The organism is Phaeodactylibacter sp. (genome assembly GCF_040219495.1).
Lineage (GTDB): Bacteria > Bacteroidota > Bacteroidia > Chitinophagales > Saprospiraceae > Phaeodactylibacter.
Genome location: NZ_JAVJSK010000124.1, coordinates 14,568 through 36,986, shown reverse-complemented (window position 1 = coordinate 36,986; position 22,419 = coordinate 14,568). Strand labels below are relative to the sequence as shown.

Below are 22,419 nucleotides of genomic sequence, written 5' to 3'. Positions count from 1 at the left end.
GTGTGCCCCGTAGTATAAACGCTCCAGGAAAAAAATACAGTTGGCAGACCTCCCTTCGATGAGCGGTGCCTCGGTCTGCAGTACCGAAGTGCGGTGGGCCGTTTACCCTTCCTTTCCTTCGTCCAGTAAATGGGCTTTGCGCTCCGGATAGGCTACAAAATAGCCCTCTACAAGATGGCGGCTACCCAGGAAGAAAAACCGCTTTCCGAAGATGCCTGACTCGTGCAGGTGCACGGTGGCCAACTGCAAAAACAAGAAACGGCTCAGGCGCAAGTGCGCTACATTATGAAAAGGGTAACGCGCCGTTTTGAAGTAGTTGGTCACATAAAGGAAATCCCCGTCCGCTTCCACGCGCTTGAGCCGTAGGAGTGTGAAAGCAAACAGCAGTACGCCAGTGACATAAAAAAAGACCATACCGGCTTTGAAGTAGATCGCCGGTGTATTGCCCACATAATCGTACTGATAAAACAGTGCGACCAGGGTACTGACCCCAAAAAACACAATCCAGAAGACCGGGATAAAAAACTTCAACAGCAAGGTTGCATTACTCGATAATCGGTGCATTAAAAGTCTTCATTTTCTCGGTTAACACGTGCAGATACTACAATACTGACTTCGTAAAGAATGTAAAGCGGTATGCCGATGAGGAACTGTGTTACCACGTCTGGCGGGGTAATCATAGCAGCCAGCATGAGCACCCCGATGATGGAATGGCGGCGGTACTTTTTCATGCCTTCCGGTGTCACCAGCCCTATTTTGGAAAGGAAGTACACGATGATGGGCAGCTCGAAAATCAGCCCGGCCGGTGCCGTGAACATGATCATGTAGTTGATGAAGGAGGACATCGTCGGCGTATTCTGTACGCCCGGTATTTGGTAGCCCGCCAGGAAGTTGATGGCAAAAGGGGAGATGATGTAATATCCGAACAAAACCCCCGTCATAAACAAGGCCGAGCAAATGCCGACCATCCCACGCGCGGCGTTGCGCTCTTTGGAATACAGCCCCGGCTTGATGAACTTCCAGAACTCCCACAGCACGTAAGGGAAAGAGACGATCAGCCCCATCACGAAGCACACCTTGATGCTCATAATAAAGGGCTCCCCGAAGCCAGTGGCAATCTTGGGGAAATCCGGCGGCACAAAGCACATCATATCTCCCAGCCCTACCGCATTAGAAAAGCTGCAAATAGCCCGGTAGGAGAAAAAGTCGGCCTTGGTGGGGCCAAAGATGACCGTATCAAACAGCCACCCCTGAAAGAAAAACAAAACGATCCCCAGGCCCACTACAGCGATCAGTGATCGGATGATGTGCCAGCGCAGCTCTTCCAGGTGTTCCAGGAAAGTCATCTCGTTGCTTTCCTGCCCGGACTCCAGCTTGTCTACGTCTATTTGGTCGAGTGGCATATGTGTCTGCTAATTTTCATCTGCAAAAGTAACAAAAAACCTATCCCCGGCAATTTTAACATTTTGGAACTGTAACGGACATACCGCCCTGCATTATGAAGCCACAACATCGGAAAAACATCATACATAATCATCGCTACTCTGTAAAAGAATTATCCGACTTAATTTTTAGGACCATCGTTCTATTTTATTGTTTAATCGGGCCGGGGCAGCGCTATTCGCTGGCGCTCTGTCCCTGACCGGTCACCCTTGCATAGTCGATATGCTTTGTACGCCCCTGGCTTGCATACCCTGCCTGCCCCGGGAGTGGCCTGCCCATAACTGAATGATCATGTCCATACCTAAAGATCCTCGTCAGCTGATGATCAACCTGATGTATATTGTGCTGACGGCCTTGCTGGCCCTGAATGTGTCAGCTGAAATTTTGGAAGCCTTTTTTACCATTGACCGTAGCCTGGGCGAAAGCAGTGCCGTGGTCCAGCATTCCAACGAGCAGATGCTGCAGGCCATCCGGGAAGAAGCGGAGGCCTACGAACAGTACCGGCCCTATGTGGCTAAGGCCGAAAAGCTTGGTCAAATTACCGGGCAACTGCAAGAGCAGCTCCGGCAGGTCAGGGCAGATATTGTGGCAGCTGCCGGCGGGCTCGATCAACAAGGTATTCCGGTCCGGGAAACCGACAAGGACATCCCCACCCGCATCCTCATCAATGAGGGGCATGGCAAAGCACTCAGAACGGCCGTCCTCCAGGCCCGGCAAGATCTTCTTTCCCTCATTGAAGACGAAGAGCAAAGGCGCCGACTGGAAGCCAGTATTCCGCTGAGCATCCCCGCCTTGCCCGCGGATGCGACTCACCCTACCTGGGAAGCCCATACCTTTCAGCAAATGCCGGTAGCGGCAGTCCTGCCTATTCTGCGCAAGTTTGAGAACGATGCGGAGGTGGCCGAAGCTGCAATTCTCAACTACTTCCTCAGCAAAATGGGCGCACAGATCGTCATGGACGCCTACGAGGCGGTGGTCGCTGCCCCCGAAAGCTACATCATCCGCGGGGATACGTACCAGAGTGAAATCTTCCTGTCGGCTTACAGCAGCACCGCCGATAACATCCGCATCAGCGTGGACGGGCAGCCGTTGCGGGTGAAGGATGGAAAAGCCACCTTCTCTACCACGCCCACCCGGCCCGGGCAACATGCGTACGTAGCACAGATTGAGCTCAAGGACCCGGTAACCGGTACTGTACAGCGCTTTGAGCGCCCGTTTCGGTTCCAGGTGGGGGAACAGGCTGTAGCTGTGGCTGCCGATAAAATGAACGTGCTCTATGCGGGTGTGGATAACCCCATCACCATCTCAGCAGCGGGCATCCCGAGCGCAACGATGAAGGTGAAAGCTAGCGGGACTGAACTGCAACATCGGGGCGGTAGTGCTTATATCGCCCAACCCCGTCAGCCCGGAAAAGCCGTCATCACCGTCTCCGGTGCAGGCCTGGCCCCGGTGCACTTCGAATACCGGGTCAAAAAAATACCGGACCCCGTGCTGGAGCTCGCCCAAAAGCGGGGAGGCACCCTGCCCGCTGCTGCTTTCCGGGCACAGCAGGGCATCATTCCGGTGCTGGAGAACTTCGACTTCCAGGCTCGTTGCGAAATCACCGGCTTTGAGTTGGTGCGGAAGCCTGCCCAGGCCGATATCGCAGTAGCCCGCAATGCAGGTGCCCGCTTTACCGGCCCTGCCCGCCGGCTCATCGATGCGGCAGAGCGCGGGGATACCTACTATTTTAATGAAGTGAAAGTGCGCTGCCCCGGCGATACCGGCCCGGCCCGCGAACTGAACAGCCTGATATTCAAAATTCGTTAACTCAAAATCAAAGGAAAATGAAGTGTTATCTGATCCTGGCGCTGAGCTTGCTGCTCGCGCCCCTCTTTGCGCAGACCGAAAGCACCCGGCTGCCCCTGAATGATATTACCAACCGTACCCTGACGCACGAAGAGCGCCCGCTGCCCTACCCACCGGTACGGGAAGCCGACATCCTTTGGGAAAAACGCGTGTGGCGGGTCATCGATACGCGGGAGAAAATCAACCTCCCTTTCCGCTACCCCAAACAGCCTTTTGTTACCCTTTTGACTGAAGCAGTGGAGTCCGGCAGGCTGCAGGCGTTCAGCACGGTGAACGACGAGTTCAGCCTGCCGCTTTCGCAGCAGGAAGTCGCGGGTATGCTCTACCGTATTGATACCATACCCATTTACGACTTTGATACAGGCGAGGAGGTTTATCAGGTCGTCAAAGACGAGCTCAACCCGGAAGATGTCAAACGCTTCCGCATCAAGGAGCATTGGTTTTTTGATACCCGTACCTCCACCCTGCAGGTGCGTATTCTCGGCATTGCACCGCTTATTGAGGAGTTTGACGACAACGGCAATTTTAAATTTGAGCGGCCCTTGTTCTGGATTTATTACCCGGATGCCCGGGAAATGCTGGCCCATGTGCAGGCGCCCACAGACGGGCTGTCCCACAGCCCTATGAGCTGGACCGACCTCTTCGACATGCGCAGGTTTTCCAGCTATATCACTAAGGCCTCCAATATCCACGATGACCGGCTCGAAGCCACTTACAGTGGCGTAGACCTGCTGCAACAGTCACAAAAACTGGAACAGGAAATCTTTAACTACGAGCACGATCTTTGGTCGTATTAGATGGTCCTTTTGCCACACGGCTACAAACGGGCTCCAACCGGCAATGAAATTTGTACGCCCCTGCTCAAGCACAAAAGTCCCTGCAAGTTGTTACTTTTGCGGCACACCTGAAGAAAACAGGTGTTTAGGGTACCGGGACTTTTCGGTACCCGCCGCAGAAGAAAGATTATGGAGATATTAATGTATACCGGGCTGTTTATTGTGAGCCTGGGCGTGTTGTTGAAAGCATCGGACTGGTTTATTGACTCGGCTGAGCAAATTGGCTTGTCGCTTGGAGTCTCTCCTTTTATCATTGGGGTGACAATTGTGGCCTTTGGTACTTCTCTGCCAGAGCTCGCTACGTCTATCGCCTCTGTGCTCAGTGGGGAGTCGGAAATTGTGACGGGCAACGTCGTGGGCTCTAATATCACCAACATCGCGCTCGTATTGGGCCTGGCTGCTCTTGTGTCTGACAAAATCGAGCTGGAATATAATATCTGGCATATAGACATGCCTTTCCTTTGGGGCTCTGCATTTTTACTTTGGTTTGTGCTCAGGGACCTCCACTTTTCGCTCTTTGAAGCCATTCTCTTCATCATGGGCATCGTGGTCTTTCTGGCCTACAGCTTCAAAAGCGAGCAGGAACCCGAAGAAATCGAGCGCCCTACTGTAAACTGGAAAACCTATGCCATGCTTATCGTCGGGGGGGCTTTTGTTTACCTCGGTGCCGATTACACCATTTTGGCCATCCGCAAACTATCCACCTTTGCAGGCATCGACCCGGAAATCATCGCCTTGTCCGCCGTAGCCCTGGGCACTTCCCTGCCGGAGGTGATCGTGAGCCTCAATGCCGCCCGCCGGGGCAAAGCGTCTATTGCTGTGGGCAATGTGCTGGGCTCCAATATCTTCAATACTTACATCGTGATGGGCGTTTCCTCTTTCTTCGGCAAACTAACCATCCCTGCTAATATCAACGAACTTTACCTGCCGCTCATGGTGGCCTTGACGGTCCTCTTTGGTATTATGGCGAACAATAAAAAAATCACCCGCTGGGAAGGCGTACTTCTGCTGATGTTCTACGCTTTCTTCTTCGGGCAGCTTATCGAATCCGCAATCTAATCCTTATGGCACTGATCAAACCTGTAAAAGGCATCCTTCCTCAATTTGGCGACAACTGCTACCTGGCTGAAAATGCCACCATCGTTGGCGATGTGCAAATGGGCGATGACTGCAGCGTTTGGTTTCAGGCCGTCATCCGGGGCGATGTGCACCGCATCCGCATGGGCAATAAGGTAAATGTGCAGGACGGTGCCGTTATCCATTGCACTTACCAAAAAGCGCCGACAACCATTGGCAACAACGTCTCCATCGGGCACCGGGCGCTGGTACACGGCTGCACCCTAAAAGACAACGTGCTCGTGGGCATGGGCGCTATCGTCATGGACCACGCCGTGGTGGAAGAAAACGTGCTGATCGCAGCGGGTGCAGTGGTCCTGGAAAACAGCCACCTGGAATCCGGCTATATCTACGCGGGCGTACCGGCACGCAAGGTAAAAGCCCTAAGTGCAGAAGCCTTCAGCGATTCCATAGAGCGGATTGCTAATAATTATGTGATGTACAGTAGCTGGTTTAAGGAGTAGCCATCTGCTGACAGCAATCACTCTTCTTCGAACTCAATCGCCATATTGTACCGCCACTGATTGAAGTACAAATTCCCCCCACGCCATTCCACTTCGCCCCGCTGAAAGTCCACCGTTTCACTGCGGGGGTGCACCTTGGCCGGAAAGAAATCACCGGAAAAACCATCATTGACAATCAGTCGGTAGGCATCCGCACCGCCAAAGAAAAAGCGGCGGGCCTCCGGGTGGTCTTCAATGGCCTGCAGATTGAAATCGGGGTCAACGGGCACCCAGCCCAGCCCCTCGAAGTACAGCTCCGACCAGTCATGCAGGTTTTTGCTGACTGGATAAAGGAACCAACCGCTCTGCCACTTTGCCGGAATGCCCACATAACGGCAGAGCGTAATAAATAATAAGGCTTTCATCCCACAGTCCCCCCGCTGATTTTCGATACAGTAGGCTGGGATATTGGGCATGGTAGAATACTCCAGCGCACTCGCCCAGGGAATATTTTCGCCAATCCACTGATAGATAAGCCAGGCTTTTTGAACGGGGTCCTGCTCATTGCCAACGATGTCCTGAGCGAGCTGCTGTACCTCCGGCGTGAAGCGGATGTGCTTTGCCCGCTCCTGCGTGTAGTATTGGTACAGCATAGAGGAGGTATCGTAAGGCTCCACTTTCGCATTCCGCAAATCCTGCCAGTGGTCGTAAGCCGTGTAGGATACTTCGTACTGGAATTCCGTCCACTCCCCCGCCAGTGCCGGCTTTTCCATGTAAATGGACGTATGCGGATAGCTAAGGGGCGAAATAATGTAATGCGGCTCACTCGCATTGAGCAATTGCGGAGCAGCCAGGCGGTCGCGGCTCGTACGCGGATAAGGCAGCCAGGCGCGGACCATCTCGCCGTGGGGTACGGCATCGGGCTTCACGCGCAGGGTGTACGTGAGCTTGAGGGTGCGGGGACGGGCAATGGGTGCATCCTCCCCTTTTACCGCCTCCACAGCGCGGGGCAGGTACACCTGCAGGAAACTGTCCAGGGTTTGACTGCCGGGGCCATCCACTTCCTCCTTCCGGGCTTTGGCCTCCGCATTTACCCGGAAAAGGTTCCACACCGCATTCCGGAAGTAGCGCTTTTTGCCTTCAATAACGCGCATTTCCAGTTCGCCGCTCTCCTCCCAAGCCCGTAGCTGTGCATCGGTCAGGTTGGGAAAGTAAGCGCCCAGCGTCTCCCGGATGTAGGCTTCATCCCGCGAAAAGTCAAGCTTGATACGGTCGAGCAGGGCGGACTGTAGTTGTAGCTGATAGGCAGTGGCCGCTTCCAGCCCTCCCTCGGCAATACGGCTGGCCATGAGGTCCTGAGCGGTCCGGTATTCCCCTTCGTCTATAGCCTGATCAATGTCAGGAAAGCCGGTCTGAGCGGACAGAGGAATCATCATCAGCAAGATTAGTGCAGACAGTAAGCTTCGCATGGCGTATGGACTTGATTTTTTTACATGATATGTTTAATAGCCCGGCACTTCTGCCAAGGGCAATATCCCGTACTCCGTGGGCTGATCCACGAGCATACGCCTGGCCCGTACAAAAGACGTCAGCCGGTATTCAGTAAAGGTGGAATCGCCCCGGCGCAGGCTTTCTTCCCGGACCTGCCCGGAGGCGTGAATGATAGCGCCGTCACCCTGATAAATGGCTACATGGGTAATCTTCTCCGGCTTTTCGGCGGTAGCTTTCCGACCAAAGAAAAGGAGATCGCCTGGCAGGAGGTTGGAGAAGGTGGTATCGGTTTCCACTTCCACGCCGGTGTGCACCTGCTGGGAAGCGTCCCGGGGCAACATCAGCCCGTTCAGGTAAAAAACCGTTTTGGTAAACCCGGAGCAGTCCACGCCTTTGCCAGAGGTGCCGCCCCAAAGGTAGGGGCGCCCCATGAAGCGGCTTGCGGTACGGAGGATGTTCTCCGCTGTAGGCGAGCGGCTGTCGAGCCAGGCCTGATAATCCATGGCTTCATCGGCCATAATGTAGGCTTCCCGGCCATCGGGGTACTGTACTTTCGTAAAGCCGCCCTCCTGCCCCAGCTTGCGCAGGATATTGCCGGCCACCAGATCAGAAACGATGCCTTCTCCGCCCGGGTCGCTGTAGGAAAAACCAAAATCCGGCAGGTAAATCACCCGCTCGTTATTGACCCAGGCGTCTGCACCGGCCTTATCGGTCAGCTCAAAACCTCCGGAATCCAGCCAGCCCAGGTAGCCATCGGGGGTTTGCACGAGGTACCAGCCGTCTTCTTTTTTCAGTACGTTGAGGAGGGTGCCCAGGGTGGACTGCGTTGATAGTTCGGAAGAATGCCCCGGCTTGGAGCGGATATTGCAGGCGGAGAGATTCACGATGCCGTAATGCAGACCTTCCAGGGCTTCATCCGGCAGTTGCTGTACCGTGGTGGCGTACCCCAGTGCTTCTGCTTCTGACTCCAAAGCGGATTTAGCATTAGGCAAATTGGTTTCGCCGGTGAGCAGCCATTGGCCGTCCTGCTGTTCTGCGCGGATATCGAAGAGGGCTACCCGCTTGTCGGGAGCGTGGGCTGCCTTGAGTTGGTCAATCAGGTCAGAAAGCTCAGCCGGTGGCTGTGGTGCCTCCGCCTGCTCACCGGAGCTGCAGCCTGCGGCAGATAGTAGGAGGGCGAGGGCAAAAAGAAGGTTTCGCATCTTTTTTACCGGGAAGATAAAGAATTTAATCCTCCCGCACCACCGCAATCGGCATACGGTGGTCAAACTCCCCGGTGAGCGTTGGCGTCTGCACATTTCCGGTATATCGGCGCACCTGCTGATGCACAAAATCAAACAGCTCCTGAATATTCACGATGCCGTCGTGGTTGTTGTCTGCTTCGCCTTTCAGCCCGCGCACCATGAAGTGGCTGAAAATACCGGAACGCAGCCCGCCGTCTTCCAGAGAGTACTCTTCCCCCTTGGAGGACATCATGAGGGCCAGTCCGCCCTTGGTATCTTCAAAGGCTTTGTACAACCGGCTGAGATCGCCGGCTGCACCACCGCGGCGCGCCAGCAAACTACCGGAGTGGCAGGCATCCGCCAGTACGACTTTGTGCTTGGCCCGGCTGTTCTCGAGCATAAACCTGATATCTTCATGCATGAGCTTGTTGTGGTAGCCATCGTAGTCGACTGGCATGAAGAAGCCCTGCAGGCCATGGCCGGAGAAGTAGAACAGGATCACGTCATTCTCATCGGCCCGCATAAAGGTAGTGCGCATGGCTTCCTTAATGTTGCGGTAAGTCGCGTCTTCATCGATCAGCAGGCGCATCTGCTCATCGGGGATTGCGCCCCCTTCCGGACTTTTGAGGAAGGCATAAAGCTGATAGGCATCGTCGTCGGTATAGCGCAGGGTGGGCATGTAGGAATAGGTCGCAGCGCCAATGATGACGGCCCAGATTTTCACTTTGGGGTCTCTTTCCACGGCCACCGGCATTTGCTGATCGGTGCCGCCTTCCACGAAGAGCTTTTTGGCAGGCTTGCCGAAGTCCCAGATGGCACCTACCACGCGGCCACTTGCGTAGTACATCACGCCCCGGCCGTGGGGGGTGTGGTCTTTCCAGCTGCCCATGTATTTGCTGCCACTGACGTAGTAAACTGTGCCGTGCCCTTCGGGCTGCCCGTTGCGGAAGTCCCCTACATATTTGGAGCCATCCTGATAGCTGAATTTACCCTTACCGTTCCGGCAGTCTATATTATTGCAATTGCGGAGGTTGATGGTGTCCCCTTCATAACCAAACTTGCTCCAGTCGGCCAGGTACTGCCCGTCTGACCATTCGCCTACGATCTCTTCCCCATCCGTGAAGGAAAGGTTCCCTCGTCCGTGGCGGTCGTTGTCTTTCCATTGCCCGTCGTAGACCGAACCATCAGAATAGTGCATGGCCCCCATCCCATTGAATTGCCCGGCCATGAAGCCGCCCTCGTAGCGGTCCCCATTGGCGAAGTGGAACGTGCCCTTGCCCGATTGCTGACCATTGACCCAGTGGCCCTCATACCGGTTGTCGTTGGCATAAGCCATGATGCCCCGGCCATGGAATTTGTTGTCCCGGAAGTCGCCAGTGTACTTGTCGCCATTAGGGTAGGTGAGAATGCCCCGGCCTTCCTTGAAGCCATTTTTCCAGTCGCCAGTATATTCCCGGCCGTCGGAAAAGAACAGGGTACCTTGCCCCTGTGGCTTCCCATCGCGGAAACGCCCTTCGTAGCGGGCACCACTAGGGTAGACGCAGACGCCTTCTCCGTTGATGCAATTGCCAGACTGGCAGTCGATTTGTGCGCTGAGCGAAACGGTGAATACCGTTACAAGTAGTGTGAATAGTGCAGCCCTCCTCATGGTTGTGTTGTTTTTGTCGCCCTGACTACGCTGAATCCTAATGCAAAAAGAAGATCAGTACTTAGCAGTTAATCAACGCTGTTGTTCAAGCAGGCTTCGGGTTTGGTACAAAGCCCAATGAGTAGATGTAAAGAGTAGGGGGTACTGCCATATGTGGAGGTCTCGGTTTTGGATGTTAATCAATACGCTTTTCAAAACTGCACAACCGGTGCGGGTATTGCGAAGTTCAAAAGCTTTAATAAAACATTAGGAGTTTTTCGATGTATGTAGGCGTTTGTCAGACGGGGAGGAGGAAAGTGGGCAAGCGCCTGTACCCTGTGCTACAGTACGAAAGCCCATTGGCCCGGTCGTATTCACCCCAGGCGGATCCGGCACTCCGTCCATCCATTGGAGAGGGTTTCCAGCTCGCAGCGGCCATTGTGCTGCCGGGCAATCTCCTTAATCAGGGTAAGCCCAATGCCCTGCCCATCCGGTTTGGTACTGTAAAAGGGGGACATCCATTCTTTTTCAGCTCCGGGAGGCAGGCCTGGTCCGTTGTCGGCAACGATAATCTGAGAAGGGTGGGCAGATAAAATCAGCTTAATCTTACCGTCTTCCCCGAGCGACTCCAGGGCATTTTTGACCATATTAACGAGTGCCTGCTCGATTTGCTCTTCGTCTATCTCCATCCGAACCGGGTGATCCGGCAGTACCAGTTCCACCGCTGTACGTTGCTGCTGGGCAAGAGGAAGCATAAGCTGACGTACGCGCTCTAATACCGTGTTTACCACCCTCCATTCCAGTTTAGGCTCGGGAAGGCGGACGACCTCAGCAAAGTTGCGCATAAACTGATTCAGCCGCTGATTGCGCTGATGGGCAACCTCAAGGGAGGCTTTGATGTCCTCGGCAAACTCGTCGCCAGGCACTTCAGGGTAGGCCTCGATGGTGCTCTGCAGAATGGAGTTGATGGCACCAATGGAATTATTGACTTCGTGGGCCATCATACGGATGACTTTGGCGTACGCCCGCTTCTCGGTGGCCAGCATTTCTTTGGATAGCTCCTGTATCATGAGGAACCTGCGGTTAAAGCCCCGGTGGACAAACTGCACCACTTCACATCGGTAACGCTCCTGCCCTTTTCCGGAAAGAATGCCCGACTGTCCGGAGTCCCACCCGGCAAGCTCCTTTAGCATAGGGTGGTTGATGGCTTCCAGCTTTTGCCCGATCGGCGGATTGCGCAGCCCCAGCAGCTCAAGTCCCATCGGGTTGATTTCCGTAACGTGCCCGTCGTAATCAAGGAGGACGATACCTGCCGGAGAGGCCTGTATCAGCCGGTCCAGAAAAAAGTGCTGCTCCTGCACCTGACGCCGTTCCTCCCTGATGTGGTCCAGCATCTGATTGTAGACCTTGACCAGGCGGTCCATCTCTGCAGAGCCCGTAGGCCGGAAACGGACGGAAAAATCCTGGTCTTTGATTGCGTCAATGCCCGTGCCCAGGAGCCGAAGCGGGCGGGTGAACTTTCGATACAAAATGTAGGAAAGCACGAAAGAGAGGAGCAGTCCGGCTTCCACCAGAAGGAGCCAGGCTACCGCTTCTTCCAAAAGCTTATACGCCATAAGCCCCAGCAGTCCATGCAACAGGGCTACGTACAGGAAATACTGCCAGTTAAGTCGCATAGAGGATTCCGTATTTTTGTAACCGGCGGTATACCGCAGACCGGGTCAGCCCCAGGTCCTGAGCCACGAGGGTGATGTTGCCATCGTGGTGGCGCAGCGTCCGGCGGATCATTTCCACTTCCATTTCCTCCAGCGAGGCTTTGCCGACTTCGGGCAGGGGCAGGCCGCCCTGCAATTGGCCCGTTGCCGGCTGGTAGAGCTGCTGCAAATCTGCGGCTTCCAGTGCAGCCGTTCCGGAGACAAGTACGCTGCGTTCAATGAGATTGCGCAGCTCCCGGATATTGCCGGGGAAACGCTGTTGCCGCAGCCACTTTTTGGCACCCGGGCTCAGGTGCAGTTCCGGGCGCTGGTAATTGCGCTTGAAGGTTTCCAGAAAATGATCGGCCAGCAGGGGGATATCCCCCGGGCGGTCCCGCAGTGGCGGCAGGGTGAGCTTGATGAGGTTGATGCGGTAGAATAAATCTTCCCGGAAAGTCCCCTCTGCGACCATGGCGGAAAGGTCTTTGTTGGTAGCGCTGATGACGCGGCAGTCTACCCGGAGCGTTTCGCTGCTGCCCAGGGGCTCAAAGGTCTTCTCCTGCAGTACCCGAAGCAGTTTCACCTGATTGGGCAAGGGCAGGTCACCAATCTCATCCAGAAAAATACTCCCCCCGTTGGCTTTGGCAAACCGCCCCTCCCGCTCAGCGATGGCATCGGTAAAGGCTCCTTTTTTGTGTCCGAACAGCTCGCTCTCGAACAAGCTGGAGCTAATCCCCCCAAGATTGACCCGCACAAAAGGCGCCTGCTGCCGCTCCGACTGATAGTGGATGGCTTCTGCCAGGACTTCCTTGCCGGTGCCGCTCTCGCCCAGGATCAGCACGCTCGCGTCCGTTGGGCTGATGCGTTTGGCTACCGCCAGCGTCTCCAGGAAAGCCGGATCTTCGCCTACGATGTGTTCAAAGCCTACATTAGAAGGTGTGGGTTCGTCTGCCGGGTTTTGCAAATCCAGCAGCGTTTTGATGGTTTTCAGCAGCGCTTTGTTATCCCAGGGCTTGGCGATGAAGTCGCGGGCCCCGAGCTTCATACCCTCCACCGCCAGTTGGACGGTTGCCCAGGCGGTCATCAGCACCACCGGAATTTCCGGATGTTTGGCTTGTAGTTGTTGCAAGACCCTCAGCCCCTGCCGCCCGGATGTGTCGATGGTGAAGTTCATATCCAGGAGGATAAGGTGGGGCAGTGTTTTGGCCATCGCCTCTTCCATGTCCTGAGGCCGGTTGATGGAAGCGGTGCTGTAGCCTGCCCGTTTGAGCAGCAGCTTCATCGAAACGCAGACCGCTTCGTCATCGTCGATGATCAGGATATGGGCTGAATTGGGTTTCATAGGATGAAAAATAGTTAAATTATGTGGGATGGGGTGCTTTTTCCTTATTCTTCGTGCAACACGATCGCAGGCTGCAGGCGCCCGGCTTCCTGTGACGGATAGAAGGTGCAAAGCAAGACCAGCCCAATGATGAAGGCTGCACCTACCCCCATGGCGACGTAGTAGTCAAAGGCTTCGATTTCACCCTCCAGCACACCCATCAGAGGGAGCTGTACCGCAAAGACGGCCCCAAGCAAAAGGGCGAGCAGGCTCACGATCATGATTTCTCCTACAAACTGCAGGCTTACTTCCGTCCGGCTCGCGCCAAGGGTACGCCGGAGCCCTACTTCCGCCCGCCGCTTGCTGATGTTGTACCAGAGTACGCCAAACAGGCCCAGCGCTACGTTAAGCACCAGAAATCCGCAAATACTCAGCATGCTGATCATAGGTACCCATACACTCCGGGCAGCCTGATCCCGGCTTTTTTGCAGGTGCTCAATGGTGAAGTCGCTCTTGCCGGTGACATCGGTGACGATACGGTTGACTTCCTCTTCGAAAGCGACCGGTGTGCCCGGTGCGAGCAAAAGGTGAAGGTTAGGCATGTCAATAGCGGAGGAGGGCTCGTAGAAAAAGGTCACATTGTACTCCGGGGAGAAATCGCCGTGGTACTTGTAGTGGTCGACTACACCGACGATTTTATTTTCCCCGTCAATCGTGTACACGCTATCCTGCAAATTGCGGCCCTCAAAGCTTTCGTCGTATAGTTTTTTGCTGATGACTACCGGCTTGTACCTGGCGTCCCGGTCTGTTTCGTCAAACCAGCGGCCTTGTACCAGTTTCAGCCTGGCGGCATCCTTATAGTGCTCATCGGCAAATACCAGGTGGGTTTGGATCATAAAACCGTTGTTGTCGTTGTTGGTCGACCAGATCGACCCACTGAAGGGGCTCACGTCTCCACCGTAGGAGGCTGCTTCTATCTGTGGCAGGGCCAGCAATTCTTCCCTCAGCCTGACTTTGGTTGCCGAGGCCGCCAGGGTATCTTCGGCATCGTAGAAATCCAGGTGGACGATCCAGGTGTTTTCGGTTTCAAACCCCAAAGGCGTGCTGAACAGGCGCAGGTTGCGGGTCACCCAGGTCAGCACCAGAAAAAGGATGGCAAAGGCGAAGAAAATTTCGAGGAACAACAGGGCATTGCTCCGCTTCTTGTTCCAGACCAGTTGGAAAATATGGCGTATCATAGGTTGTTGAATTTTATGGCGTTCACGATATGAAGTTTGGACATGCGGTAGGCGGGCAGCAGGCCGGAAAGGATGCCAAAGACCAGGCAGATCAGCAGGCTGTACAGGAAGACGGCGGTGTTGAACTGCAGTTGGGTGTCGCCCAGCACCTGACTGTCATTGACGAGGTAAATCAGGGCAAGGGCAAAGAGCCAGCCCAGGATACCGCCCAGGAAAGTCAGCACGACATTCTCAAACACAAGCTGTGCCAGGATGCTGCCGGAATGGGCGCCAAAAGCCTTACGCACCCCGATTTCTGCGGAGCGCTCCATGGCCCGGCTGATGTTCAGGTTGATGAGGTTGAGCGTAGGCAGGAGGATAAACAACAGCATGAGGCCGATGGCTACCAGGGTAAACATTTGCAGCGCGCCTTCCGGGTCGTCCTGTACCGGCATCATGTAATAGGCATACAGCCCGATCACTGTAGCCGGCATGAGCTCCAGCTTGTTGTAGTCTTCCGGGTTGGGCAATGGGATACGGTCGGCTTTTTGGCGGATCGATTCCACAATTGTTGACCGGGCCTGCGGGCTTTCTGCCAGAAAGACAGCTGCAAAGGGGCCGTGGAAGCCGGTTTCCGTCAGGGCAGACCCTGACATCAGGGTGAGTGGGAGGTACACCTCTGAAGTCACGTAATCCTTGGAGTTGGAAGGCTGCTCTACGATGCCGATGACTTCCAGTTGTCTACCATCCATCTCGATACTACGGCCGACTACCTGCTCGGTTGTCCCAAAGTAATCCACGGCGGCTTTGCGCGACAATACCGCTACCTGTACCTGCCGCTCCACCTCAGAAGGCTGGAAAGAGCGCCCCGCCAGAAAGTTAAAGTTAAAAATTTCCCAGTAGGTGGCATCGCTGTACAGGGTTTTAAAGTTGAGCTTTTTGCCGTTGATGAAAATATCAAATTGAGTGTCTGAGCAGAAGAAACTGTGTGCCTCCGCTCCCGGAATATCGCGCATGTAGCGGTCCAGGAAGGAATAGCTCAGGGAAGATGAGGAATAGCTGTTCTGCCGCTGTTTGCCTACCGTAAAGGTGCTGTCGTACGCGGGCTGCCCATCCAGCATCGTGGTATCTACCGTCCAGGTGGTATCGGTGACCAGGCTCTTCATGATGAGGCGGGGCAGGAGGACCATGCGGTCTTTTTCGGTCAGGGGCGGATGGCTGCCCAGCTCGGTCTCCAGGAAGGAAGTCGTCACCATCAAAATCATCAGGGTGAAGCTGATGCCGAAGAGGCTGATGAAGGTGAAAAACCGGTGCCGCCCCAGCACCTTGATCGCTAATTTGAAATAACTGCTAAACATAGGACTTGGTGTTTTTCGGTTTTAGGATACTTGCTGCCCATCAAAGAGGCGGACCAGGCGGTGGGTCTTGCGGGCCATGGTCTCATCGTGGGTGACCATGACGATGGTCGTGCCCTGCTCCTGATTGAGGCGCATGAGGATGTCCATGATTTCGTTGCCCATGGCGGAGTCGAGGTTGCCAGTCGGCTCGTCAGCAAGGATGATGCGCGGCTGCCCGACGATGGCCCGGGCGATAGCCACCCGCTGCTTTTGCCCGCCCGACAACTGTGAGGGGAAGTGCTTCATACGGTTGCTCAGGCCTACCTGCGTAAGTGCCGCTTCGGCCATTTGCCGGCGCTGCTTGCCGGACACCCGGCGATAGATCAGCGGCAGCTCCACATTATCGATGACTGATAGCTCATTGATGAGGTGGAAACTCTGGAAGATGAAGCCCAGTTGCTCATTGCGGAAGCGGGCCGTGGCTTTGGAGTGGTAATTGCCCACCAACTTTCCGGCAACCGTGACCTGCCCGGTAGTGGGCTCATCAATCATGCCCATGATGTTGAGCAGGGTACTTTTTCCGCAGCCGGACGGGCCCATGATGGATAGGAATTCGCCCTCCGGCACTTCGATGTTGATGTTGTCCAGGGCAGTGGTTTCAATGACTTTGGTCTGATAGACTTTGGTGATGTTTTCAAGCTGTATCATGGCGTAGGTATTTTTGAAAATTTAAAATTCGATTAAAGTCAGCCGCTGCAGTTCGTAGTAGGCCTGCCAGTAGTCGCCCAGGGCGAAAATATAGGTGCGCATGGCCAGGTCTTTCTCCTGCTGACTGATGATGAGATTGGTGATATCAATGCCGCCGAGGCGGTAGCTTTCCAAGGCGATGCGGAAGCGCTCCTGTGCCAGGTTGGTCAGGGATTGTGCCAGTTGTACCTCCTGCTGCAGGTTTTGGACCTGCTGCAAGGTCTGCCGTACATCGGTCTGAAAATCCAGTTCTTCCTGTTGGACTTGCCGCTGCTCCAGTTCGAGGCGGGCCTGCTGCAGGGCTACGCGGCTACGCTGTGCGCCCCAGTCCAATATGGGCACGCTGACCTGTACCTGCAGCAGCTGTTCGTTCAGTGGCGACTGGTAAATCTGCTCCAGGTCCTGAGCCGAACGGGTCCAGCCTACAGAAGCGATCAGGTCAGCCTGAAAGCCGCCCTGCCCTTTGGCGCGGGCCACTTCCTGTTCGGCTTCAAGAATGCGGCGGGCATAGCGGTCCAACTCCGGGCGGTTTTTGAATGCTTCGGCAATGGCTGTTTCCGGTTCAAGGGTAACCTCGGGAGGCGTGCCTGGGCGTTTGGGATAGGGCAGGGCAGCCTCCGGCGACAAGCCCAGGAAAGCCCGGATTTGAGCCGCCCGGTCGCGGTAGGTCTGCTCTGCATTGCGGCGGCTGCGCTGTGCAGAGAGCAAGCTGACTTGTAGTTGCATCAGGTCGCTGTCCGAAATTTTGCCCAGGTTATGTCGTTCCTGTGCGATATCGAACAGCTCCTGATTGCTTTCCTGATTGGCAATAGCGATGTCGAGTTCCGTACGGGCATAAAGGAAATTAAAAAACAGTCGGGTGGCTGCGGTACGGATGGTGGCCCGGTCGGCGCGGTATTGCTTCTGCGCTTCGGTCAGGCGTACGGGCGCCAGTTGTTGCGCCCACTTTTGCTCGTTGAAGCCAAACAGGGGTTGTGCCAGCCCTATGCGGACGGGTATGCCGTTGTAGAGGGAGTTGTTCCCTTCAAAGTCATCGAAGCGCTGCAGGTTGCTTTGCACAAACAGGGTGCCGCCGGTAGCCGGGATGGCTTGTGTGAGGCGCAGCCCCAGGGCGCTGTTGTTGTTGCGAATGGGCTGGAAGAGCACCGTGCCATTTGGCTGCACAATTTCACTTACGGTACGCTGGTAGTTGGGGAGATTGGCGCTCGCCAGGAGCTGCGGGCGTTGGCTGGCGCGGAACAACCGGAAGTCCAGCTCTGCCAGTTCCAGGTCGGTTTCAGCTTGCTGCCGGTCCAGGCTGCGCGCTTCGGCCAGTTGCAGAAAGGCTTCCAGTTGCAGGCTGTCGGGCAGCACCTGCGCCACGAGGGCGATAGGCAGCAGGCTGAGGTATAGGGTGATCATTCGTTTCATGGCTTAGGTTTTGATCGCTTTTGAATAGGAGTTGCAGGCGCTTATTCTTCCAGCTTGATCTGCTCCAGGTGTTCGTAGGCAGCCATATCGGAAATGATGACTTGCTGGCCGGGCTGCAGGTCGGTTTCCAGCAGCTCCACGTAGTCGACACTAGTGAGGCCAATGCGGGCTTCCGTGCGGCGGGCTTCCTTGCCGTCCACGACAAACAGCGGCTGTATGGTTTTGCCCCGGAAGGCCGGCCCGTGCTTTAGGCGCAGGGCCTGCTCGCGGGCATTGGCAATCAGGAAGACCTCCACGCGGCGGTTGGGGCGAAGCTTGGGGTGGTCGGGTTCGTCCAGCTCGACGATGAAGGCCACGGTATTGTTCTCCACGGCCGGCAGGATGGTAGAGATGCGCCCGTTCAGATCCGTCCGGTTGATGCGTACCCGCACCGGCAGACCAATTTTGACCTGGCCAGCGTAGCGGTCGGAGCAGGTAGCTTCGATGCGGTAACGCTGCAAGTCGGCCAGGCGCACCAGCAATTCTCCTTCGCTGACCTGCTTACCCAGGTCTTCGTTAATCCAGGTGATGACGCCGGAGCGGGGGGCGATGACACTCGTTTCCCGGAGCTTGCGGGCCAGTTCACTGCTTTTCTTTTCCTCCATACGGACCTCCAGTTCCAGGTTGCGGCGGTCGCCGGGCAGGACCTGCTCGCGGAAGCGCAGTTCATTGTCCAGTTTTTGCTTTTCCAACCGGGCAATATCCAACTGCAATTGGGCCTGATCGACTTCCTCCGGTGTGGCAGAGCCGATTTCCCGCAGTCGCCTCGTGTCCGCCAGCTGGGCTTCCAGGCTGGAAATTTGCAGGGCTTTGATTTCGCTTTCGTAGGCCAGATCCTGAATGTTTTTGTCGTACTCGTGCCGCAGGCGGGTGATTTTGTTCTTTTTCAGTTCCAGCTGATCGGCCAGCGACTCGTACTGTAGGCGGATGTACTCCTCATCCAGTTGGAGAATGGTGTCCCCCCGCTCCACCTGATCGCCGGACTGCCGGTGGACATCCTGAATGGCAGCCGAGATGGGGGCGGTGAGTTGCTGCTCAAAGGCCGGTACCACCAGCCCGGAAGCAGTGATGGCTTCTTCCACTTTGCCCACCTCTACGGTAGCCGTTTGAAAATCTTTGTAGTCCAGCTCTTTGGTGAGCAGGCTGCGCAGCACAAACAGGGCTCCAACTAATACAGCAATCAGCCCGGTAATGCGGAGGGCATTTTTGCCCCGGCGGCGCTTTTTCTTGGTGTCAGATATTGGTCGGTCCATCTCTCAGGTATTGTTTTGCTGAGCCGGGTGCAGGAGTCGTGCCAAAAATGGAGGTATTGATTATCAGGTTTTTACGTTTTGAGGTTTTTGCTACCTGTTCGATATCGGACGCGTAGTGTTTGGAAGTGGGCGGAGGGGAAGTTCAAACAACGTGGAATGTAAGCCTTAATTTGGTTTGCATAGCCGTTCTGTATCATAAAGATGGACGGCGATTGCTATCAATAGCTCACTTACCGTTGCCCGCATGCTAAATAGGAAACTAAAATTTGTGAATGAGTGTTTAAAAAAGTTGAACAGGTGATAGCTGTAAAAACGTAAGAATAGGATGAATATCGAAAAAGTGGATAAAGAGGTGCTAAAGTCAGTAATAACAGAGGTCTTGATAGAGAACCCAAATTATTTCAAGGAGATACTGACAGAGATTTTGTCCGAGAATAGCATCATTGACCCAAAGGTCAAGAATAACAGGTCATCAAGATTGAAAGAGATGATTCAGGAAGATTTTGATAAGTATGGAGAGGTATTTAAATCTCTGGCATAAGAGATGGAGTATCTGGAAAGAGAAGACATTATCCTGATAAACAGAATGACCATTGATCAGCATGGCGGGAATTTTGTACCACCGAATAATCTGCTAAATGAAAATGGTCTTGAATATGTTTTAGAGGCAGTAAAAGGAGAGGTATTTGGTCAGGAAGTATATCCAAAAATATACGATAAGGCAGCCGTTTACATGTTTACGATAATATCAAATCATATATTTCAAGACGGTAATAAACGGACGGGATTGGAAAGTGGACTGTTGTTTATGAAATTGAATGGATACCAACTAAAAGAAAACCTTTCCAAGGTGGCGTTAGAAAATAGACAAATCCCGGAATCAGGATCAGATATCAAAGAAATCTTGTTCCATTTTACAATGGAAATGGCATCAGGTGAAATAAATTTGAATGAATCCAGGAAATGGTTTGAAGAAAATATCGAAACGATATAAAAAGAAGGGCGAGTTGTCTAAAGAAAAACCGCCTACACAGGCTATTTGTCCTTTGATAGCAAAACTGAACTCATTGAACTTTATCAAGCCAGGTACAGAGCGACTTTAGCCGCCGGGCAAAAAATGTTTATAAGCCCTGAAGCAGGAAAGGGTTTAATAATGGAATATCTGAACATCAAACTTTGAAGATGAATAAGCAAAAAAAATAAACCCGGGAGGCCTGCAAGGAACCGGAGAAGGTAACGTTGACCGAAAATCGCCCGCATTCCAGCAACTGCAGGAAGCGATTCTGCAGCATTCGGGCCAGCAGGAAGAGTCAGAAAAGGTGTCTAACCAACTGTTGTCCCTGAGGTTCCAAATGATGCACTACCTGGAATCAGATGCTCCTTCTGAGGTAAAGCCCGCAGGTTACTTCCTTGAAAAATATCTGGAAGTGCTGGTTATTAAGAAGAAAACATTAGCCCGTTACCTTGGCTACCAGGAAAGCAATTTAAGCGCTATTCTTAAAGGCAAGCGTAGTATCAATACGGATCTGGCGATTAAGTTGGGGGAAATCTTTCAGTTGGATCCGGAATTGTGGCTAAACATACAAAGCAAGAATACATTAATTGAAGTCGCCAGGAAAAACAAAGCTCAATATCAGCATTACAGTCTGCAGGGGCTTTTGAATGAAGGTTAGCAAGTAGCAGGTGCATGCTATTTGCATTGCCGCCTTACCCACGCACCTGGCGTCAGACCTTCCATCTTTTTGAAGCATGCATTGAAACGCTTAACCATATGTTCATTGAGGGGCTTCGGTGAGCTCTGTTATGAATTACCTGCCCGTTATCACTAACTTCTTCACGCCCGTCCATCCATCAACTCCTGTCACCCTGCAAAAGTAAGTCCCGCCGGGTAAAGCCGCTGTTTCAAGGATGATATGCTGCGCGCCTTTTCCTATTGTTTGCTGTAGCACCGGCTGCCCCTGAAGGCTATAGAGGGTTACCCTTGCCCGGCTGGTGATAGGGGTACTGAACTCCACCGTCGTAAGCCCGGAGGCAGGGTTGGGGTAGAGGCTAAAGCCCGGCCCGGCCTGTGGCGGCACCGTAGGCGTACTCACCACCGTCTCGCAGGGCGGAGGCGGTGCCTCGCCGGGGATTAAAGGCCCAAGGCGGTAGTTGGGGAAGTGGGGGAGCATGCTATAGTTTCTATAGGGCAGTATTACGCCCCTTTGCTCCACTTGACAGGCTGTGCCTCTTTCATTGGGCTGATGTATGACATGAAGATAAGGTACAGCGGCGAATACCTTGCAGTATATTTTGCAATCTGGACCAAGCTGAAGGTTCCCAAAAGTGATGGCAAAAAGGTCAATAAACCCATCATATACTGCGACGACGGTGCCGGAAGCTTCAATATCCGGTGCCATGAGGTCAAACTGCATAATGGTATCAAAGGCGCTGACGTAGCACAGCTCGGAGCTGGGGGAGAAAGCTACTCCGCCCCGTGCATGCACGTCCGGTATGGGGATATGCTGAAACGCACTCAGCACCCCGGCCTGCCGGTCGAATTCCATTAGGAAGAGCCCATCGGCACTGTAGCGGGCGTAGTAGCGGCCATCGGGGGAGAAGTTGGCCTGGCCGCCGCCAGAACCGTCAAAACTACTGCTGTCGCCCAGGGTCTGGGTGTGCGAAAAAGAAGGACCACTGCTATCGAACAGAAAAAAAACATACTCATCTGATTGGTCCAGGGCATTGACAATCCACCAGTCTTCGCCATTGGCATGCTTCACAGCGGTTAATTCACCGTAGACCGTAGGCTCCTCAAAAAGGGCAATATTTTTCTCCACCACCCGGCCCAGCCCCTGATTGGCGCTCATATCCACTACGGAATAAAGGATACGGTCGGTGATGACATCAAAGACCGGTTCTTCCTGATAAATGATCCGCTTGTGGAAAAGGTAGTAGAGGCTGTCGCTGCCGGGCATGGGCAGGATTAAGCTGCTTTGGCGGCCGGCGGTGTAGCTAAACCTAACCCCCTCACAGTGTTCTTCATAAACAGCCCCAAAATTAAGGCTGTCCCCATTTTCCATAACCGCCCCTGTGCTGGTAAACACCGAACAGCCATTAGTGTAAAACAGTGGATTGCCATCTTCATCGGCAATGCAGGCACTGCTAATAAACAAGTTGGCATTGATAGCATAATCTTTCACCTGCATGGGGGTATCGTTAAAGTCTAAAATCATACCCTCGTACCCCGGGGCAGACTCACTATTGTAGCCTATGATCCATCCATAATCATGCTCCTGGGTATTTCCAGTGTATAGGGTAAGCAAAAATATAGGTATAAGTATTTGTTGCAGCCAGTGTTTCATGTTTTACGCTTTATTCAACAAGGGCAATCC

At 54.0% G+C, this 22,419-nt stretch carries 20 protein-coding genes; 7 read left to right on the top strand and 13 right to left on the bottom strand.

All coding sequences use genetic code 11. The features are described from left to right. Positions 1 to 102: 102 nt before the first annotated feature. Both RIC19_RS19810 and tatC read right to left on the bottom strand, forming a co-directional pair. Positions 103 to 564, bottom strand: a complete 462-nt coding sequence (locus tag RIC19_RS19810) for a hypothetical protein (protein WP_350180099.1) — start codon at positions 562 to 564, stop codon at positions 103 to 105. Further along, entirely contained in the window at positions 564 to 1,403 is an 840-nt protein-coding gene (gene tatC / locus RIC19_RS19805; RefSeq protein ID WP_350180098.1) for a twin-arginine translocase subunit TatC, read from the bottom strand. Before tatC ends, RIC19_RS19810 begins: the two co-directional genes overlap by 1 nt. A 331-nt stretch (positions 1,404 to 1,734) precedes the next feature. Between tatC and porM the strand changes: the two genes are divergently transcribed. The 4 genes from porM (at position 1,735) to RIC19_RS19785 (ending at position 5,707) form a co-directional block, all read left to right on the top strand. Then, a complete protein-coding gene (gene porM, locus RIC19_RS19800; protein ID WP_350180097.1) occupies positions 1,735 to 3,252 on the top strand; it encodes a type IX secretion system motor protein PorM/GldM in 1,518 nt (505 codons plus the stop codon). 17 nt (positions 3,253 to 3,269) lie between these two features. Next, entirely contained in the window at positions 3,270 to 4,088 is an 819-nt protein-coding gene (gene porN, locus RIC19_RS19795; protein ID WP_350180096.1) for a type IX secretion system ring subunit PorN/GldN, read from the top strand. A 168-nt stretch (positions 4,089 to 4,256) separates the two neighbouring features. Then, complete coding sequence (locus RIC19_RS19790; protein ID WP_350180095.1) at positions 4,257 to 5,186, top strand: calcium/sodium antiporter; 930 nt, start codon at positions 4,257 to 4,259, stop codon at positions 5,184 to 5,186. Between the two features lie 5 nt (positions 5,187 to 5,191). After that, complete coding sequence (locus RIC19_RS19785; protein WP_293568028.1) at positions 5,192 to 5,707, top strand: gamma carbonic anhydrase family protein; 516 nt, start codon at positions 5,192 to 5,194, stop codon at positions 5,705 to 5,707. Positions 5,708 to 5,724: 17 nt separating this feature from the next. Here the strand turns inward: RIC19_RS19785 and RIC19_RS19780 are convergent, their stop codons facing one another. The 10 genes from RIC19_RS19780 to RIC19_RS19735 all read right to left on the bottom strand — a co-directional run bounded on the left by RIC19_RS19780 (position 5,725) and on the right by RIC19_RS19735 (position 19,045). After that, the gene (locus RIC19_RS19780) at positions 5,725 to 7,155 is read right to left on the bottom strand and encodes a transglutaminase-like domain-containing protein (protein ID WP_350180094.1); all 1,431 of its coding nucleotides are present in this window, start codon (positions 7,153 to 7,155) and stop codon (positions 5,725 to 5,727) included. Positions 7,156 to 7,188: 33 nt separating this feature from the next. Continuing rightward, positions 7,189 to 8,379, bottom strand: a complete 1,191-nt coding sequence (locus tag RIC19_RS19775) for a C40 family peptidase (RefSeq protein WP_350180093.1) — start codon at positions 8,377 to 8,379, stop codon at positions 7,189 to 7,191. A 25-nt stretch (positions 8,380 to 8,404) separates the two neighbouring features. After that, positions 8,405 to 10,048: a caspase family protein gene (locus tag RIC19_RS19770; protein WP_350180092.1), complete on the bottom strand. Its 1,644-nt coding sequence runs from the start codon at positions 10,046 to 10,048 to the stop codon at positions 8,405 to 8,407. Between the two features lie 353 nt (positions 10,049 to 10,401). Further along, positions 10,402 to 11,703, bottom strand: a complete 1,302-nt coding sequence (locus RIC19_RS19765) for a sensor histidine kinase (protein ID WP_350180091.1) — start codon at positions 11,701 to 11,703, stop codon at positions 10,402 to 10,404. After that, positions 11,693 to 13,063, bottom strand: coding sequence for a sigma-54-dependent transcriptional regulator (locus RIC19_RS19760; protein WP_350180090.1), 1,371 nt, complete (start codon positions 13,061 to 13,063; stop codon positions 11,693 to 11,695). Before RIC19_RS19760 ends, RIC19_RS19765 begins: the two co-directional genes overlap by 11 nt. A 44-nt stretch (positions 13,064 to 13,107) precedes the next feature. Then, positions 13,108 to 14,280, bottom strand: a complete 1,173-nt coding sequence (locus tag RIC19_RS19755; RefSeq protein ID WP_350180089.1) for an ABC transporter permease — start codon at positions 14,278 to 14,280, stop codon at positions 13,108 to 13,110. Beyond that, positions 14,277 to 15,617 (bottom strand): ABC transporter permease, encoded by a 1,341-nt coding sequence (locus tag RIC19_RS19750; protein WP_350180088.1) that lies wholly within the window; start codon positions 15,615 to 15,617, stop codon positions 14,277 to 14,279. The genes RIC19_RS19755 and RIC19_RS19750 overlap by 4 nt, the downstream gene beginning before the upstream one ends. A gap of 21 nt (positions 15,618 to 15,638) precedes the next feature. Continuing rightward, entirely contained in the window at positions 15,639 to 16,304 is a 666-nt protein-coding gene (locus RIC19_RS19745; protein WP_350180087.1) for an ABC transporter ATP-binding protein, read from the bottom strand. Positions 16,305 to 16,325: 21 nt separating this feature from the next. Continuing rightward, on the bottom strand, positions 16,326 to 17,753 hold the full coding sequence (locus RIC19_RS19740; RefSeq protein ID WP_350180086.1) for a TolC family protein: 1,428 nt from the start codon (positions 17,751 to 17,753) through the stop codon (positions 16,326 to 16,328). A 41-nt stretch (positions 17,754 to 17,794) separates the two neighbouring features. Further along, positions 17,795 to 19,045: an efflux RND transporter periplasmic adaptor subunit gene (locus tag RIC19_RS19735; RefSeq protein ID WP_350180085.1), complete on the bottom strand. Its 1,251-nt coding sequence runs from the start codon at positions 19,043 to 19,045 to the stop codon at positions 17,795 to 17,797. A gap of 325 nt (positions 19,046 to 19,370) precedes the next feature. On the opposite strand from RIC19_RS19735, the gene RIC19_RS19730 reads away from it, so the two are divergent. The 3 genes from RIC19_RS19730 (at position 19,371) to RIC19_RS19720 (ending at position 20,718) form a co-directional block, all read left to right on the top strand. Further along, positions 19,371 to 19,586: a hypothetical protein gene (locus tag RIC19_RS19730; protein WP_350180084.1), complete on the top strand. Its 216-nt coding sequence runs from the start codon at positions 19,371 to 19,373 to the stop codon at positions 19,584 to 19,586. A gap of 3 nt (positions 19,587 to 19,589) precedes the next feature. After that, entirely contained in the window at positions 19,590 to 20,039 is a 450-nt protein-coding gene (locus RIC19_RS19725) for a type II toxin-antitoxin system death-on-curing family toxin (protein ID WP_350180083.1), read from the top strand. Between the two features lie 361 nt (positions 20,040 to 20,400). Beyond that, positions 20,401 to 20,718 carry a HigA family addiction module antitoxin gene (locus RIC19_RS19720; RefSeq protein WP_350180082.1) on the top strand — a complete coding sequence of 106 codons (318 nt, stop codon included), beginning with the start codon at positions 20,401 to 20,403 and terminating at the stop codon, positions 20,716 to 20,718. Between the two features lie 135 nt (positions 20,719 to 20,853). On the opposite strand, the gene RIC19_RS19715 is transcribed toward RIC19_RS19720, so the two are convergent. Beyond that, positions 20,854 to 22,389: a T9SS type A sorting domain-containing protein gene (locus RIC19_RS19715; RefSeq protein ID WP_350180081.1), complete on the bottom strand. Its 1,536-nt coding sequence runs from the start codon at positions 22,387 to 22,389 to the stop codon at positions 20,854 to 20,856. Between the last annotated feature and the right edge of the window lie 30 nt (positions 22,390 to 22,419).